13 protein-coding genes are annotated in these 17,865 nt (G+C 36.6%); 5 read left to right on the forward strand and 8 right to left on the reverse strand.

What is annotated here, in order from left to right; all coding sequences use genetic code 11:
• Position 1: 1 nt before the first annotated feature.
• From M0D58_RS04325 to M0D58_RS04340, 4 genes are all read left to right on the forward strand, one after another.
• Positions 2-157: a DUF2256 domain-containing protein gene (locus tag M0D58_RS04325; RefSeq protein WP_082423549.1), complete on the forward strand. Its 156-nt coding sequence runs from the start codon at positions 2-4 to the stop codon at positions 155-157.
• Positions 109-1,407 (forward strand): DASH family cryptochrome, encoded by a 1,299-nt coding sequence (locus M0D58_RS04330; RefSeq protein WP_248393771.1) that lies wholly within the window; start codon positions 109-111, stop codon positions 1,405-1,407. Before M0D58_RS04325 ends, M0D58_RS04330 begins: the two co-directional genes overlap by 49 nt.
• Positions 1,392-2,870 (forward strand): cryptochrome/photolyase family protein, encoded by a 1,479-nt coding sequence (locus M0D58_RS04335; RefSeq protein ID WP_248393772.1) that lies wholly within the window; start codon positions 1,392-1,394, stop codon positions 2,868-2,870. The genes M0D58_RS04330 and M0D58_RS04335 overlap by 16 nt, the downstream gene beginning before the upstream one ends.
• Before the next feature lie 181 nt (positions 2,871-3,051).
• Positions 3,052-3,333, forward strand: a complete 282-nt coding sequence (locus M0D58_RS04340; protein ID WP_248393773.1) for a TIGR03643 family protein — start codon at positions 3,052-3,054, stop codon at positions 3,331-3,333.
• A 149-nt stretch (positions 3,334-3,482) separates the two neighbouring features.
• Here the strand turns inward: M0D58_RS04340 and M0D58_RS04345 are convergent, their stop codons facing one another.
• The 4 genes from M0D58_RS04345 to M0D58_RS18165 all read right to left on the reverse strand — a co-directional run bounded on the left by M0D58_RS04345 (position 3,483) and on the right by M0D58_RS18165 (position 8,092).
• On the reverse strand, positions 3,483-4,730 hold the full coding sequence (locus M0D58_RS04345) for a hypothetical protein (RefSeq protein WP_248393774.1): 1,248 nt from the start codon (positions 4,728-4,730) through the stop codon (positions 3,483-3,485).
• 252 nt (positions 4,731-4,982) lie between these two features.
• Positions 4,983-5,615 carry a hypothetical protein gene (locus M0D58_RS04350; RefSeq protein WP_248393775.1) on the reverse strand — a complete coding sequence of 211 codons (633 nt, stop codon included), beginning with the start codon at positions 5,613-5,615 and terminating at the stop codon, positions 4,983-4,985.
• A gap of 697 nt (positions 5,616-6,312) precedes the next feature.
• Entirely contained in the window at positions 6,313-6,831 is a 519-nt protein-coding gene (locus M0D58_RS04355) for a hypothetical protein (protein WP_248393776.1), read from the reverse strand.
• Positions 6,832-7,042: 211 nt separating this feature from the next.
• Positions 7,043-8,092 carry an RHS repeat-associated core domain-containing protein gene (locus M0D58_RS18165; protein WP_428037170.1) on the reverse strand — a complete coding sequence of 350 codons (1,050 nt, stop codon included), beginning with the start codon at positions 8,090-8,092 and terminating at the stop codon, positions 7,043-7,045.
• A gap of 155 nt (positions 8,093-8,247) precedes the next feature.
• On the opposite strand from M0D58_RS18165, the gene M0D58_RS04365 reads away from it, so the two are divergent.
• Positions 8,248-8,520, forward strand: coding sequence for an XRE family transcriptional regulator (locus tag M0D58_RS04365; protein WP_248393777.1), 273 nt, complete (start codon positions 8,248-8,250; stop codon positions 8,518-8,520).
• Positions 8,521-8,573: 53 nt separating this feature from the next.
• On the opposite strand, the gene M0D58_RS04370 is transcribed toward M0D58_RS04365, so the two are convergent.
• The 4 genes from M0D58_RS04370 to M0D58_RS04385 are packed head-to-tail and all read right to left on the reverse strand — an operon-like array spanning position 8,574 to position 17,748.
• The gene (locus M0D58_RS04370) at positions 8,574-8,987 is read right to left on the reverse strand and encodes a hypothetical protein (RefSeq protein ID WP_248393778.1); all 414 of its coding nucleotides are present in this window, start codon (positions 8,985-8,987) and stop codon (positions 8,574-8,576) included.
• Between the two features lie 11 nt (positions 8,988-8,998).
• Positions 8,999-12,586 carry a DUF6443 domain-containing protein gene (locus tag M0D58_RS04375; protein ID WP_248393779.1) on the reverse strand — a complete coding sequence of 1,196 codons (3,588 nt, stop codon included), beginning with the start codon at positions 12,584-12,586 and terminating at the stop codon, positions 8,999-9,001.
• A gap of 4 nt (positions 12,587-12,590) precedes the next feature.
• Positions 12,591-16,076 (reverse strand): hypothetical protein, encoded by a 3,486-nt coding sequence (locus M0D58_RS04380; protein WP_248393780.1) that lies wholly within the window; start codon positions 16,074-16,076, stop codon positions 12,591-12,593.
• Between the two features lie 7 nt (positions 16,077-16,083).
• The gene (locus M0D58_RS04385) at positions 16,084-17,748 is read right to left on the reverse strand and encodes a T9SS type A sorting domain-containing protein (protein WP_248393781.1); all 1,665 of its coding nucleotides are present in this window, start codon (positions 17,746-17,748) and stop codon (positions 16,084-16,086) included.
• Positions 17,749-17,865: the final 117 nt, after the last annotated feature.

Raw genomic sequence — 17,865 nt, forward strand, 5'->3', positions numbered from 1 at the left:
TATGCCATCAGGATTACCCTCCAAAATCTGTGAAGTCTGCGGACTGCCCTTCAACTGGCGGAAAAAGTGGAAGAAAAACTGGGACGAAGTAAAATATTGCAGCGAAAGATGCCGAAAAAACAAAAAATCAACATCCTCTGGTTCACCAAAGATCTGAGAACGAGAGATTCTGAATCGTTATACAACATTTTGCAGGAAGATTTACCTTTTCTCGCCGTTTACGTTTTTGATGCTGACTTTTTTCAACAACAACAGTTCGGATTTAAAAAAATCGGGAAATTCAGAGCAAAATTTTTACTGGAAAGTATTCACTATTTAAAACAAAATTTAAGCGAAAAAAACATTCCTTTCTTAATAAAGTTTGGTAATCCGGAAGATGTTTTCAGGGAAATTTCCGAAGAATTTGAAATCGTGAAGATTTTCTGCCAGGAAGAATGGACAAAAGAGGAAACCATTATGCAAACAAAAATCCGGCAGATCATTCCAGATGCAGATTGGGAAAAACCGTATTCCCAGTTTCTTGTACATCCGCTTTTTGTTTTCAAAACGTTGAATAAAATTCCGATGCTTTTCACTACTTTCAGGCAAAAGATTGAAAAAAATCTGTTGATCCGCCCTGAATTTGAATCGGAAAATCTGATGTACAACAAAGAATATATTGTGGCTGAAAGTGATGAAATTTCACTTGAGACTTTAGGTTTTGAAGATTTTGAGCCCGATAAAAGAAGCGCTTTTCCTTTTTCCGGAGGTGAAGATACAGCTTTAAAAAGGTTACATTATTATTTCCGGGAAACGCAGAGTCTGAGCAAATATAAAGAAACGCGAAACGGTTTGTCAGGAACAGATTACAGTTCCAAGTTTTCACCTTGGCTTTCGGACGGAAGTATTTCAGCTGTAACAATTTACCACGAAATTAAAAAATATGAAGAAGAATCGGAAGCCAACGATTCGACCTATTGGCTGATTTTCGAACTGCTCTGGCGGGATTTTTTCAGATATATTTCCTTACAGCATAAAGATTTGATTTTCAGGAAAAACGGAATTAATCATCAAAAATATTTCTACAAAAATAATGAAGAAGCAGTTCAAAAATGGAAAGATGGAAAAACTAATTCCGATTTTGTGAATGCCAATATGCTCGAATTAAAAAATACCGGCTGGATGAGCAACAGAGGACGACAGAATGCAGCTTCCTATTTCTGCAAAATTCTGAAACAGGACTGGAAAATAGGGGCCGCCTATTTTGAAGAAATGCTGATTGATTATGATGTGCACAGCAATTATGGCAACTGGATGTATCTTGCCGGAGTCGGAAATGATAACCGCAATCGTATTTTTAATCCCGAAAAACAGGCAGAAATGTATGATCCTAATGAAGAATTCAGAAAATTATGGCTAAAAGAATAAAACATACCGCCCAACTGGTTTTTCCGCATCAGCTTTTTAAAGACACTGATTATCTGCATAAAGACCAGCCTGTATTCCTCCTGGAAGAATTTCTGTTTTTTAAGCAATACTCATTTCATCAGCAGAAGATTGCATTTCACAGAGCAACCATGAAATTTTATGAAAATGAACTGAAAAAATCAGGTTTTGAGGTGGAATATATCGAGAGTTCATCGAAATTTTCAGACATCAGGAATCTAATTCCGAAACTTGAAAAAGAGGGTTATACAACCCTAAGAACTACAGACGTCTGCGACCACTGGCTGGAAAAAAGACTTCAAAAAACAAATCTGGAAATTGAAATTCTGGATAGTCCTCTTTTCATCAACACTAAAGAAGACCTTAAAGAATATTTTAAAGATAAAAAATCCTATCATCAAACCGATTTTTACAAACAGCAGAGAATCACCCGAAATATATTAATGAAAGCCGGAAAACCGTTAGGCGGAAAATGGACCTACGACACGGAAAACCGTAAAAGATACCCGAAAAATAAAAAAGCTCCTGCGATCCATTTTCCGGTAAACAATGAATATTATGAAGAAGCTAAACAATATACCGAAAAATATTTCGCAAAAAATTACGGAACGCTTACGGAGGAACAGCTCTACCCTACTACTTTCAAAGAATCCGAAAAATGGCTGGAACAGTTTCTGGAAATGCGTTTTCATGAATTTGGAATCTATGAAGACAGCATGGTGGAAAAAGAGCACTTTCTCCATCACAGCATCCTTTCTCCGCTGATGAATGCAGGATTGCTAACTGCTGAAAATGTTCTGGAAAAAGCGATTTCGTTTGCTAAAGACAATGATGTTCCGGTAAATTCTCTGGAAGGTTTCGTACGACAGATTTTAGGATGGAGAGAATTTGTGCGTGGTGTTTATATTTATCAAGGAACCTATCAGCGGAATAAAAATTACTGGAAACATCAACAAGAGCTTCCCGAATCGTTTTATACCGGCGAAACGGGAATCCGACCGATTGACAGTTCGCTCCGGAAGATTCTGAAAACCGGTTATGCCCATCACATCGAACGGCTGATGATTTTTGCCAATTTTATGAATCTTTGCCAATTCAATCCAGATGAAGTTTACCAATGGTTTATGGAAATGTTTATTGATTCGTACGACTGGGTAATGGTTCCGAATGTCTATGGTATGAGCAGTTTTTCAGATGGTGGAAAAATGAGCACAAAACCATACATCAGCGGAAGCAATTATATCAAAAAGATGAGCGATTATCCCGATGGAGAATGGACAGAACAATGGGATGCGCTGTTCTGGAATTTTATTAATGACAATAAAGATTTCTTTGCTAAAAACCCTCGTCTGGGAATGATGCTGAGAACATTGGAGAAAATGCCGGAAGAAAAACGAAAGCAGCATTTTAAAACGGCAAGGGAATTTATCGGAAGTTTAAAATGATTTTTAGACATAAACAATTGATTGGTAAAGAGTTGTTAAAAAAGCAAAAAGCTTTGTAAATAGAGGCTTTCCTTCGTCAGGCTCAGGATAAACTAAGCTCAGCCTGACAATGCAAAGTAAAAGTTAGTATTAGAGATGTCATCCTGAGCTTGTCGAAGGATCTTACAATAAAATTTATAATATGAATAAAAACCTCAACATACAACAAATCGACAGAATCATCGAAATGGCATGGGAAGACAGAACTCCGTTTGAAGCCATACAATTCCAGTTCGGAATAAGTGAATCGGAAGTAATTGAACTGATGCGTTCGGAACTGAAAGAATCAAGTTTTAAACTTTGGCGGAAAAGGGTAAATTCCGGGATAAGCCAGAAACATTTAAAAAAAAGAAATGAAGAAATCAACCGTTTTAAATGCAGCAGGCAAAGAGTGATCAGCAATAATAAAATTTCGAAAAGATAAGAGGCTTACAATTTATTTATTCTGATTCTTTAATAAAATAATGAAGAAAATTTACAACAACCTATAAAAAACCAAAGCAAAAAGTTCTGCTTTGGTTTAATTGATAATAGAGTTTAAGAATAAATTACTAGCCTTTACTTCAATTTGATCTATTCATATTTAGAAAAATCGACAGCAAATATACATCTGTTGACCTGACTTCCATTTTGTGCTCCTGCATTCGGCTCATATTCCGTGAGGCTCCAGAGGTAACCATATTGAGATTCATAGTAGAGTGATTCTGCTCCATAAGGCCATCGGTAGCGCACCGTATCGTCGGCTCCGTCTGTATAACGTGCTAATCTCGCATTTGATCCGTAAGAATTGCTTGGAGATCCTGTACATGAGAGCCATGTTCTGTTCCCCTTTCGGAATACGCCCTGTATTCCATGCGCATGATTATCCGGAAAAAGGCTATTCTTTGGAGCAATCTCTGAAATTCCTGCATTCTGAAGTATCCCACTTGCATTAATCGGGAAACCAAACACCTTTGGAATAATAGAAGCATCAGCACTACCTGCATAATATTGCCCGGTCCACAACTCAGTTCCTTCTTCATTAACCTGTACAGTAGAAAACGGATTGGCATTATTGATCTTCTGATACCCAACCTGAGGCAATATATATCGATAATTAAAGGCGAATAAATTACCATTGGCATCTTTACCACACTTATCATTGGTGGTATCGCCGGTGCTCACTTCAATGATCTTGTTCAAATCAAACACCCGAACCCCTAAATTGGTACTGCTGAGATATATTTTACCTTTAAAATAAGCTATGCCGCCCGCATGCACATTCAGAGGCGCGTAGGAACCGTATTGTGAATAGGCTGTTGTATTGGCGGGAATATCAGGCTGTACCAACAGCATGTGGCGGTATGTAAGATAGGTGCCTGAACTTGGACTGATGTCAATAAGAGTAATACGGGATCCTTTAAATTCGGCATCATCTTTTGCATACCAGCTTACCAGCAGATAACGGACGCCATCTTTGGTAAATCCTGCAATTCCCTGCGGTCTCCAGATTGATGTTGTTTCATCATCGGTATTCCAGCGGATTCCCCTTACCCTGTTTTCTTCCGGAATATTGAATCCGTAAACCTCTGTGTAGGCACTTCCGCCGATTGCCTGCCGGTTTTTGTCGATCTGAGAAGGATTTAAAAAACTAAAACCTGAGCTGATATAAGCACTTGTATCAACATAGGCATTGACAGTAGCATCCGTAGCTGCTTTATTGGCATAGGTTTGTGATGAAAGCTCTTCTTCCGTTGAAGCTGAAGCCCATTCATTATTCTGGCATCCGACACCTGTAAGGACAAGTAAAAGCATCCAGCCGAGGAGTTGTTTCTGAAGCATAAGCAATTTAAATTTTTAATAGTTATAATTGCCTGCGAAACTATCAGATTCTCTTTTGATTCAGGTCTCGTAATCGTTAATTATGTATTAAATTTATGATTCCAGAACGGTTGTAAAATCTTCAATACCGAAAATTTCAAGGTTGCTTTAATAAAATGTAGCTGCTTTATAAAAACGTAAAAACCTCGCATTTTGCAGGGTATTTATTATTGCTAATGGATTAAAAATCTGCGGGATCGGATCTCTTTAATTTTATTGTTGATAATCGGTTAATATTTTTCCATTCTTCGCATTGATTACTAATGTCCTCACTCTTTTATTTTTTTCTTCTTTAAAAATCCAGACATCTTTATTTACTGATTGAATATGGTTGCTTTTTGTTTTATAATATTGATTTTCTATGCTCTGAAAATCGATATTTTCAAATCCATTTTTTCTTGCTATATTTTCAGCTATTTGTGGAGAAATAAATTTACCTTTTTTTATTTTTGCGCAAATCAAATTAATATTATCAACTTGCAACTTAATAGATGATTTGTCGTATTGTGAAGTATATCTAAAAAAAGTATTATAAAACACTAAACCATTAATAGTAAATTTATAGTTATAAATTATTAAATAATCATATTTTTTATCACTATTCATAATTTTGTTGAAATTTGATGTATCAGATAAAGAAAATTTTAGTTTCGTAGGTACAAAGCCTTCGTCCTTTGTCAATTCTCCAAAATTTATATAAGTATTTTTTTCATCCAAATAAAAATTAAAACACTTATTACTATTTTCTACAATGACAGATTCAATAGCCTTATCATTTAGTTTTATTTGAGATTGAAAAAAATAGCTAAACAGAATTAACGTAAATATTATATGTTTTTTTTTCATAAAATTATTTTCCTGAATTTTTCCATTAGAACCACTCTTATAAATTTAAATAATTAAATTGAAAAAAGAATGTTGCACTTTCAGTATCAGATGCTATGAAAAGACGTCTTTAATAAAAATGCTGGTTAATTATAACATACAAAAATCTCACAAAATCCCGAAGCTTTTGTTATTCCTCAAGGATTATAATCTACGAGAGCGCGTCGGGAACATATAATACCCTTCCGAAGTCGGGATGATCTCAGCTTTATTTCATTATTAGTCATCGTTCCCGTTTCATCTTTCCATGCATAGGTGAACTTATACTGGAAGCCATCCAGGTAATCCGTCTGCAGTCCTCCAAAGAGCTTCTTTATTTTTACTCCTTCTGCCCGGTAACCATAATCCGTTACCTGAGCATTCTAGGTGATCTTCTTCGGTAAATTAAATAATTATATTGATTTTAATATAAAATTAAGTTTTACGGTGTTTATAAACACAAAACCACCGCAAAAACGGTGGGCTTATTATTATCAACTCAAAGTCGGTAGACTTTGCGCAGCGGGAAAAACCAAGCTTAAACTCCACCTAGTAGTTCTGCTTTAGTTCTGTTTGCATATACAAAACAGAACATCATATATACAAAACCCACCGCAATTGCGATAGGTTTCTTTATTATCTGCTACGAAGTTACAAACTTCGCAGAGCGGGGGGCTAACTATATTCCTTTATGTTCCTCTTTTATCAACTTCCATTTTTCCTCTTCACATGAATATTGAAAAACTATTTCTGAACCACCTCCATTCGTAAATTGATAATTTTTATTTTTATATGTTACTTTAAATTCTATGATTTTAATAGTAATCTTATTACCATTTAGTTGTTGAATAACTTTCCAAACATTTATTCCTTTCTTTAGAAGACTTCTGCTCTTTTTATCATAAATATCAATTTCTTTAAATTGTATTTTGGTAGAAGCATCTATTTTAAAACTTTGATTATTTTGATCAATCAAATATAAATTATTGATTGAATGTGTAAAATTATCTAAAAATATTTTCCAGTTTTCTGTATGTATGTCTTTATTTGATTGTTCAATATAAAATTTATACAAATCATTTGACTTAATTACTATTGCAGAATCTCTTAAAATTTTATATTCATTATCTGTTTTTTGAGCTTTAATAACAAGAGAAAAGAACATAAAACACAATGTTAAAAATATTATTTTCTTCATTTCTATTTTGTTTTAGGGGTTACAAAGTATTTTTGAGGAATGGTAGCTTTCACTCCTGTATTATTATAAATATACACAGTTCCATTTGATCTAGAGAAAACATAATTGATCGCAGTTCCGCTATTCTGAACATCTCCACCTTTGAAAGATGGAGCATTTTTATAACCACTTGTAGTGGTAGTTCCTCCTATTGTTGCCGAAGATGATGATCCTAAAATATTATTTGATGTTGATGATTCAGTTTTGCTTCCGCTTGGATGTGAATGAAATGTGGATTGATTTCCGTAACTAGTAATAGTAATACTTGCATTTGGATCAGTTGCAGGATCACGAACAGGTCCCATTGGAGATTCCACAACAGTTCCATTTTTTTTATGCGTCCACCATATTCTCTATTATTTGCATCTGAAGTTCCCCCTTTCCCATTATCTTGGTTGACAATATCAACCATTGCTTGACGTGTTTCAGGACTTCCTGCAATTTCAACACTATTATCATATGCTATACTATTGGATTGGAAAGCTGAAGTATTTCCAGAATTTTCGGTAATAAATTTTTCAGTCGCTTTTCTATCTTTATTGGATATTCCAGCAGAAGGAGCACCAGAATCAAAACTTGATTTTGTGGTTTTTACAATATAAACTTTACCATCATTAATACCATCATTTCCAAGATATTCTCCATTTTCATTAATAAAATCTCCTTCTAATCTACCATCCGGATCAATAAATCTGATAGGATTGTCATAAGCATAACGATATGGAGACCAAGCTCTGTTTACTTCCGCCAGCGGATCCACCACGCCCCAACGTCCAATATCCGGCATGTAAAACCTTGCGCCATAATCATACATTCCGGTCTCCTGTAACTCTTTTCCGTTGTACTTGTAGTTGTACGCATTATCAAAACTATAACTTTGTGCATTATGCATCAGCCCGAAAGGATAGTAATTGGTAACACCTTCTGCTTCTCCGGTAATGATATAGTTGTTACAAATCTGTCCATCCGGAGTGTCATAACAATTATTAACCACAATATCTCCCGTCACCTGACCATTTCCGTCTGCATCGCTGTAGCTTAATCTTACATTCCCCAAGTGGTCCGTGTAATTATAAAAATACCTGTTTCTTAATCCATCAAAATAACCTTCCGGAGTAGGGATGATCCTTAATTTCATTCCATCAGTGGTCATCGTTCCCGTTTCATCTTCCCATGCATAGGTAAACTTATACTGAAAGCCATCCAGGTAATCCGTCTGCAAACCTCCAAAGAGCTTCTTTACTTTTACTCCGTCTGCTCTGTATACATAATCTGTTACCTGCGAGTTCTGAGTGATCTTCTTCGGTAAATTTAAATAATTATACTGATTTTAATGTAAAATTAAGTTTTACAGTGTTATAAGAAACATAAAAACCCTTGCAAAATTGCGAGGGTTATTTGTATCTACCGGCACGAGCGAGACGCTCGCGCCAGCGTGGGAAGCCCTCCATTGATACGGCTAATAAACTGGCTTCTTTTCTGGAAGTATCTTTGGATTATCTTACAGGCAATGCAGATGTACTGCTCGATATGCAGACAATGGACAGGATTCTTGAAGTACAGGCTTTACCCGATGATATTAAAGACAAACTTTTCTACTTCATTGATATGACGGTAAGAGATTATAAAGCCAAAAAAGCGTACTCGTAAAACAGAAAACACTCGCTTTTGCGAGTGTTTTCTGTTTTGATAAATTACTTTACTTATTCAATAGCTTTTTCCTTATAATAAAAGTTCAAAATATTTAATGCTACAAGACTAACTAAAAATAGTATTGAGGTACTTAAATAGATATCTTGTTCGATAATTCCTTTGAATAAAATCATATTCTTAAGCCAAACAATCAATAAAAGTATCGAAGAATATAAAATATATTTAGAGCTTTTAATGAAAGCTGTAAGTATAAATAATACTATTGATAGCAGTATTTCCATATCTATAATAAAAAAATTATTGGGATAATTGCTAATATTAAAACTTATAGATTGTGATTTAAATATATCTAAAATAAATCCATATAAAGGATATGCAGGAGAAAAATTATAAGCAATTTTAATATTTAAAAATCCTATTACTACCAATAGTGCTAAAATAATAATTATATATTTCTTTTTCATATTAATCCAATTTATGAACCTGATCCAGTTCCTTTCTTTTGTTGGTCTCCAGTTCTCACATTTGGTTGAACTTGGAAGTTATTCCAATTAACATTCTGAAACCATTTTACTGGATTTACACCTTGATCAGTTCTTTGTATTAGTGGTTTTAAGTATGGAGTCATAGAGTCATCAATATTAGTGTGTCCTGTTCCTGTCATTGTAGCTTTTATAGAGTTTTGACCAGTAACAGTTTTTGAACCACCACCTCCAGAAAACATATTTTTATCAGCACTTAAACTAATAATATTTTGAACATTACCTCCTAAACTTGCAGAATATGGATCTGAGCTATAAGCAGTTCCTCCTCCCGCATTTACAGATACGGGTTCCATTGTTAGAACTAGGTTAATATTTTCAGTTGTTGAACTTGCTGCATTAAGAATATCTTTACCTCCTAGACTATGTCCTATCATTATAACATTCCCATCAGGATTTACGCTTCTGTAATTGCTAATTGTTTCAACCATATGAGTAGCTGCAAGACCACTGTCAGTTCCTGTATAAGCCGCAACTGCTATATTACTTCCCAGACTATTTTGAAGACTGGACAAAGCTCCATCTGTTTGTAGATTTTTAGGAAGATTAGAATAAAGGGTATTCGTTCCGCTTCCAACGCCATCTCCATTTCTTCCGTCAGCTCTTCCTAATCCTAAAACTACTAAAGTAGATTGGTTTTTATTAAAATTATCCGCAGGAACTGCTTCAAGACCTTCTAATTCTCTATGTGAAGTAACCTTATTTTCAGAAAAATTGTAATGAGATTGATAAGCATATTTTTCAGAAAGCGGATCTATGTTGAAAAATCGTCCCACATCGGGCATATAATTACGCCATTTGAAGGAGTAGAAGCCTGTTTCCTGCAATTCCTGTGACTGATACTTGTAGTTGTACGCATTATCAAAACTATAACTTTGTGCATTATGCATCAGCCCGAAAGGATAATAGTTCGTAACACCCTCTGCTTCTCCGGTTATGATATAGTTGTTACAAACCTGTCCATCCGGAGTATCGTAACAATTATTAACCACAATATCTCCCGTTACCTGACCATTTCCGTCTGCATCGCTGTAGCTTAATCTTACATTCCCCAAGTGGTCCGTATAATTATAAAAATACCTGTTTCTCAGTCCGTCAAAATAACCTTCCGGAGTAGGGATGATCCTTAATTTCATTCCATCACTGGTCATCGTTCCCGTTTCATCTTCCCATGCATAGGTAAACTTATACTGAAAGCCATCCAGGTAATCCGTCTGCAGTCCTCCAAAGAGCTTCTTTACTTTTACTCCGTCTGCTCTGTATACATAATCTGTTACCTGCGAGTTCTGAGTGATCTTCTTCGGTAAATTTAAATAATTATACTGAATGGAAGAAATATTTTTATCCGGAAAAGAAGTCATATTTCCATTGTCATCATATCCGATATTGGTTGGGGTCGCTTTGTAAGGGAATCCCTGTGTTAATGTAACGGCATCTTTTACCTTCTGCAACCTGTTGCTCATATTGCTGTTTTCGTAATCATAGGTAAGATTATCGATCAACAGGGCGGTTGCTCCCATTCTCTGGGCGGTTCTTTGGATAGTTTTAATGTTTCCGTTCAGGTCATAGGTTGCTTTTTCATAATATTCCCTAAGAGAAGGGTTGGTAGAATTCTGGTAAAACCCTGCTGAGAGACGGTTAAGCTTATCATACACATAGCCATACCTTTTCAGAGATTCGTTGGCGCTTACGCCTGTTTTCCAGTCTACTTCGGCAATGTTGCCATTGTATTTCGGAAGGACCTGTAAAGAGGCATCTGAGGTGTCCGGGGTCTGCAACCCTTCCACTTCATTATATTTAATTTTATATGCGAAAAGATCACCTGAAAGATTATTAGGATCATTGATCTGGGTCATCCAACCGCGGATGTTGTAGGCGTAATCCACTTTTTGTAATCCGCTTCCTAAAACCGTTCCCCCAACTTTCTTGTTTTTAAGCTGGGACAGTTCATTGTAGGTGTTCTGCGCTAAATATTCCACCGGGTTATTGTCTACCTGGTGGGTATGGGTCAGAAGCCTATTCTGAGAATCATAGGTAAAGTTTTCGGTAATCACTTTATCCGTATCGGTATCCAGCCTTTTATGACGGGTGATGCTTTGCTGAACAGCCCCTGCAAAATCAAGCCTGGATTCTGTTTGGGTACGACCACCTAAGTGATTGATAGAATAACTTCCGATGGCTCTTCCTTTTTTATCATAATAGGTGTAATTTTTCGTCCAGTTGTCGTCCTCAATGTTTTTCACCAGGCTCATCACCGGAAGACTCTTGGTGCTTAAGCCTTCTGCAGTATTCGTTTCGGTAAGGGTGGGTTCTCCCAAAATATTTGTTGGAAAAGATGGGTTAAAGTAATATCCAGGGTAAGAATCATAATAATTTAAAGATAATAAAGTTACCCAGTTGGAAGAATTAGGATAGCTTCCGTCCGGATTATTATAATACACATCGATTCCCTGCCTGTTAAAAAAAGGAGTATTGATCCGGGTTACATTATTTGATCCAAAGCTGTCAACGGTACCCTGTTCCACACTTCTCTGGTATCCTGTTCCGATTCCGGTAATAGCCACTCTTCCGAACTGGTCATATTTTGTATAGAGCCATTGTCCTTTTTCCTTCATCACGGTGTCTTGGGTTGCAACCAGCCTGTCCTGCTTATCGTAGAGCATATATTCCCAGCCTTTGCCCGGAAGCTTCTTTTCTACCAGCCGGTTTCTGCCGTCGTATTTGTACTGGTAGCAGAGGTTATCCAGATCAGAAGCTGAAAGAGTCTGAACGTTGGAGGCTAATGGCGGAATGACATATGCCAATTGATTGTATTCGTTGTACACATAATACGTATCCACTTTTTCCGTGGCGCTGAGCATCTTTCTTACCAAAAGAACCTGGCCTTCCCCGTTTTTAAATTCAATGGTCTGGTTTCCGTCTTCATCGGTTACCGTGTTTTTATAGAGCTGTGCGGCCAGATAATTCGCACTCTGACTGATTTGTGAACTGGTAGCTCCATTTACCCAGGTGGTTACCGTGGTGTATTTTTTAACGGCATCTTCAGCCGTATTGGCATCATAACCAAACTGCACCGGTTTCGTATCCCATGCATTCCCCACCTGCTTCTGCTGCAGGATCCTGTCTAAGGGTGAGTTTTCCAGGATTTTCTCTGAAAAGATCTTCTCAGAACCGTACAGCGTGGACTGGGTAGCATTGCTCAATGGAGATGTGTAGATTGCTCCATTCTGGGTTATCTGCTGGGGAACCGGAAGGTAGTCTTTCACCTGTCTTCCGAAACCATCGTATTCAATATGGGTGACCACATCTTTTCCCGTTGGGGAAGCTTTGATATTCACCACCTGCTTAGCTCTTCCCAACCCGTCGAAATACTGTACGGTTTCTGCGGATTTGGTGGGTTGTCCACTACTATTGTAATCCAGATAGGTTTTGGAATACACGTAGTTTTCCGTAGTGGTGAGCTGTGCCTGGGATAAACCGGATATTAGCAAAGCGCCTATAGGAATTAATATTTTTTTCATCGTATTAGTTTTTGTAGTTGTACTTGAATTCTTTTAACAGCTTTCCGGTCTGGCTGCCTTCTCTTATTTCTTTCAGCCTGTTGGCGGAATCATAGAGATACACTTCCCGGATTCCTGAAGGAGGAGTAATGCTGGTTACCCCGATCAATGGATCATAAGTGTAGGTACTAATCTGGTAATTAACCATTATGCTGTCTTTCCTGAAATCATCCAGAGCTATGATCAATGCTGCTTCATTGGAAGGATTGGCAGCATCAAGATCGGAAGCTGAGATAATAGCCGCCGCCAGACTGCTTACCTGGGCATAGGTAGCTCCCACGATTTTAGCGATAGGCTGGGCCTGGTTGTAGCCCCATACAATGGCCGTAGGAATACCGTCTTTCGTGGTATACTGCTGTAGGTTGCCTTTGGAATCATATTGATTATAGGTGATTTCCGTGGAAATTGTATTTAAAAGATTGGTAGACTTAACTTCAGTAGGCAGTGGTAGTCCAGAAGTTTTTGTATCGGCTTCTGATTGATTGAGAGGATAAATAGTTTCTATCTTAGAAATTGTTTTTCCTATATCCTGGGCATTGATTTTTTTTGTAGCGACAGTTTCTAGTGGCACTCCGATAATATTATTGGTGATCAGATACGTGTTATTTTTATCAGATGCATAGTTATAACTGATTTCATTCACTGAGTTATCAGGATAGGTTGTACGGGAGGATTTTAACTTTAAATTTGTTAAGTTATAAGTATAATCGCTGGTGGTTGTCAGGATTTTTTCGTTTGCATTTGAATCGTAATAATCTTTGTTTATTGAATTTGTAAGTTCTGCCCAGCCGAACGTATCTTTTTTCCTGTAGTAGCCGATATAGTTAGCTGGTTTTCCACATGACGACGCATTGGAGCATCTGATATCACTGCTACAAAAAGGAGCTGAAAATGCCGAAAGCAAATCCGAATACGACAAGTAAGTACTAGCATAAGGGCAATCAAAATTGAAATAATATAAAGATAATCCTGTAACTTCTACATAATCATGGAAATTATAATTATTGCTGATTGTGTTTAATAATTTGTTGTTATTATTATACTTTTTATCTGAAAGAAGAAGCCCTCTTTTATAGTCCTGATTACTTGTTTCTATGAAAGGATAACTTACAGCAATTGCTGGAAATTGTTCAGGATAATCAATAGGAGATGTATAGGTGTATTCTGTTTTACCCTTCCCCTGTTCAGTAACAGTTACATTTTTATACCCGACATCAGAGCCTTTTGTTACAATAGCAGAGAGATTGTTAAGTTCTGTTTGAACTTTATATGTTACATATCTCCAGTCAACATTTAAACCACACGAAGTCCCAAACTCTTTAAATTTTCTATTTACCTGATACTCCATTACAGGTTTTGGATAAACCAGAGAACCGCTGCTCTTAGTATTATCATCAAACAAGTGATACTGATAAGAAAGCTTTCTTTCAAAACCAATTGGATAAGTATGAAATTTAATATCGTTATCATTTATAGTGGGGCTTCCTTTGAAATAATAAATATTTTTAATCCTGATTCCTCCTCCATAAAGCCACTTATTGATTTGTGCATTTAAGGTTTTCCCATAGATATCAATATGGGCAGTTCCGGTTACAGGTAAATTACTTACCGGATTTTGCCCAACCTGGGCTTGATGATTCCATCTGAATCCAATTCTATAAGTATATCCTTCTTCTAATAGATATTCATTGTAACATTCTGCCCCTGCTGTCAGCGAGGTTGAAGAAACTAAGTTCTGATTTTGATATTTGTATAAATTTAAAAAGCCCGCAATACCTGAGTTGTTATCAATAATAGCTTTTATAAGCAATCTCTTATCAGTTAATATTAATCCAAGATCATAAAACTGCTCAACACTGTTACTGCTGTTTAAATTTGTATTATTGATGTGAGAGATTGTCCAGTTATCCGAATTATTTAATATTTCACTATCTGCACTTGTATCTCCTATAAAGGAATAAGTATTAGGTTCATATTCAAAAACGGCAGATCCTTTGGTAGGATAAATAATTTGCGTAAGAACATCCTTTGCGATATTCTGCTTATCTACTTCATTATTAGAGAATCCTGCTGACGGATCATCACAAAAATTTTCTGCAGATCTGTAATACCCCCATAAATCTTTAGAAAAGCCCTGATAGGATTGAAGGTTATTAAAGTATTTAAATCCATATTTTAAAATTTCATTATCACTTGCTGTTTTATTGATAATTTCTTTTAAAAACAGCTTGTGATAGAAATCATAATTAAAAACAAAACTTTTAATTTCTACGTTATTCCAATTCTTAACAGTAATTTTCTTAAGATAAGGCGCTTCACTTTGCTGAAGAATATTTTCATCCTGCCTGTTGCCTTTTTCAAAACTGAAATAAATACGAGCTTTATCAATAATGTTTATTTGCTGGAGTACTTTACTTTTTGTTTCTGTTGTAGTACTTGTAGAAACTTGTAATGGCAATAGATTATTGGGTATGTAATTGCCACAGTTTCCCATTTGGTGAATACTCAGATATGTTTGTGAATTTACCGGCGTAAAATCTCTGGCCATAACAGGCTCATTTTTCACAATATTATTTCTTACATTTTTCTCCACAAAAACATTACCATCATACATTAATTCTGCAATAAGATTATTTTGGAATTTTATTTTTGATAAATGGAAAGCACTTATGTAGTCGTTATATTGTTTACTTCCTGACGTAAAATCCAAAGAAGGATCAAGAAGCTGATTATGGGAAAAGGTAAAGTTACTTGAAGTCTCTTTAATGTCAAACGTAAAGGTATATCCTTTTTCATCAGCGATTTCAAATTTTTTATTAATATCATCGTACGTTATTTTTAAAGTGTCAGTAGTTAACTTTTTGACTTGATAAGTCCCATTAGTAAGCTTTACTATAATAAACCGACCGCTATATCCCATAAAATTGTATTGATACAGATCATACTCTGTGTCAAACCTCTGTTTTTCACTGGCTTCAAAAAAGAAGTTATTGATATTATAATCATCGTGATCAAATGAATAATTGTCATCAAGAACATTAATTATGTCATTATAAGAATTAAAATAAATGCCTTTTTTTTGAGAAGCAACATCGTTGTAATCATCAGGATAACCACCTCTTATCGTTCTGGATATTGTACCTCCGGCAAACAAGCTCCAACCAAGGCCCGTATCTCCGGCTACTTCATTATGTTTAATTGATAATGGGTGATATTTTAGGGATATATCAAAATTTAAGTTTCCTTCAACTCCGTATATTGGAATTGAAATATCAGGAATACCATTATAGTTACTTACCGGGGTCTCTTCAAATTTCATCAAAGCTGCAACCGTTGGAGATGCAGGGATTACCTGGGGTACATGATTATCTGTAGAGGTTGTGTTGGGACTTTGCCCGAAAAATGTATATAAAAATAGTACAAAAATTAAAGTATACGATTTCTTTTTCATATGTATTTTACTTCTTAATCAATTTAGCACTCGCTGTTTTGTTATCATTTGTTTTCACCGTTACCAGATACGCTCCCTGAACCAGATTCTGTGTATTAATCTTCGTGACTTTATTTTTTGTTTTCAGGCTCTGCAATTGTCTTCCGCCCATATCATACACAACAATTTCTGCCTCGAACTTTCCATCACCCAGCTTCCAGCTTCCATCTTCCATTCCAATCTCCACATACGCGTAATCTGATACTGGATTTGGGTAGATCTTAATATCCTGCTTTTCGATCAGCTGGTCAATCTGCTTATCTCCCAGCTTTACGATCTTCCAGTTTTCTTTGCCAAGCTCTTCAGCACTGGTTCCGGCCAAAACTATCGAACCATCCCTGTTCAGCTTTATATCAGATAATCTTTCCTCTCTTTTCCTGGATTCTCCTTTTACGTGCTTTCGCCACTGTTCATTACCATTTTGATCCAGATACAGCATCCAGAACGTTTCATCATCACTTTCAATTCTTCCTTCAGCCTGGGTATAACCTCCCAATAAAACGCCTTTAGACTTCCCGCTTCCATCTTCCTGCTTCCCGGCTATTACGCTCATTCCCATCAGCACATCCCGGTTTTTAAAATTGTAGGATTTCTGCCAGATCTCTTCTCCTCTTTCGTTGAGTGAGATCAGCCACAAATCAGTTCCTTCTTCAATGCCTACGGTTTTATTCCCTGACCGTTCCGATCTTGATTCTCCTCCGATTAAATAACCTGTAGAGGTTAAAGCTAATGTTCTCAAATGGTCATCTCCTTTTCCTCCGAAATTCTTTTCCCATTCTACTTTGCCGTCTTTTGAAAGTTTGATGATCCAATAATCGCCTTCACCGAAATTGCCGCTGGCTTTTGGCATCTGGCTGCTGGCTTTACTTCCCGCTTCCGGCATCCCGCTTCCAGCTACCGCTCCGCTTCTCGAATAAACACCAAGCAATGCACCTCCGTCTTTCGTTGGAATCATTTTCTCAACCTCATCCAGGCCTTTTCCGCCTAAAATAAGCTGCGATAATTCTTTTCCGTTTTTATCTAATTTAACGACCAAAACATCCTTAGATCCGTAACCCAAAGTTCTCGTTCCCTGAGGCTCTCGAAGGGAACCTGTCATTATATTTCCTGCCACAAAAAATCCCATATCCGTTGTCTGAATTACCGCTCTGGCTTCTTCATCCGAAGCACTGCCAATCGTTTTCTGCCACAATTCATCCCCGAATTCGTTGATGCGAATCAGCCAAAAATCGCTTCCGCCTTTGGAATTTTCCTTCTTGTCTAAGCCTTTCCCTGAAAAACTCGTTCCTGCTAAAACGAATCCACCGTCCTGAGTGTTCACGGTAGCCGAAAGGAAATCATGGTTTTGCCCCGAGAAATATTTTTCCCAGACTTCTTCGCCCTGCTGGTTAAGTTTAACCAAATGAAAATCGTAACCGTTATTAGGCTGCTGGTTGTTGGCTAAAGCAGCGGTCCCTGAGGCTCTCGAAGGGATGCTGCTTCCTGTGATTAAATACTGCTGATCAATAGTAGTGGTAACCTGGGAAAGAAAATCCTGAGTGGAGGATTTAATGTCTTTCTGCCAGATCACTTCCTGGGCAGAAACGCCCAGAACAGAGCACAAGAACAGTGCTCCTGAGTAGAATTTATTCATTCCTAATGTTTATTTCGAGTTGTGTTGATTATTAATTTTAAATCGCCGCAAAAATACTTATTTTATACAAGCTGGGGAAAAACTACAATATCAATTTATTATGAATTTGATCAGATA

Source organism: Chryseobacterium nepalense, assembly GCF_023195755.1.
In the GTDB taxonomy this organism is placed as follows: Bacteria; Bacteroidota; Bacteroidia; order Flavobacteriales; family Weeksellaceae; genus Chryseobacterium; species Chryseobacterium nepalense.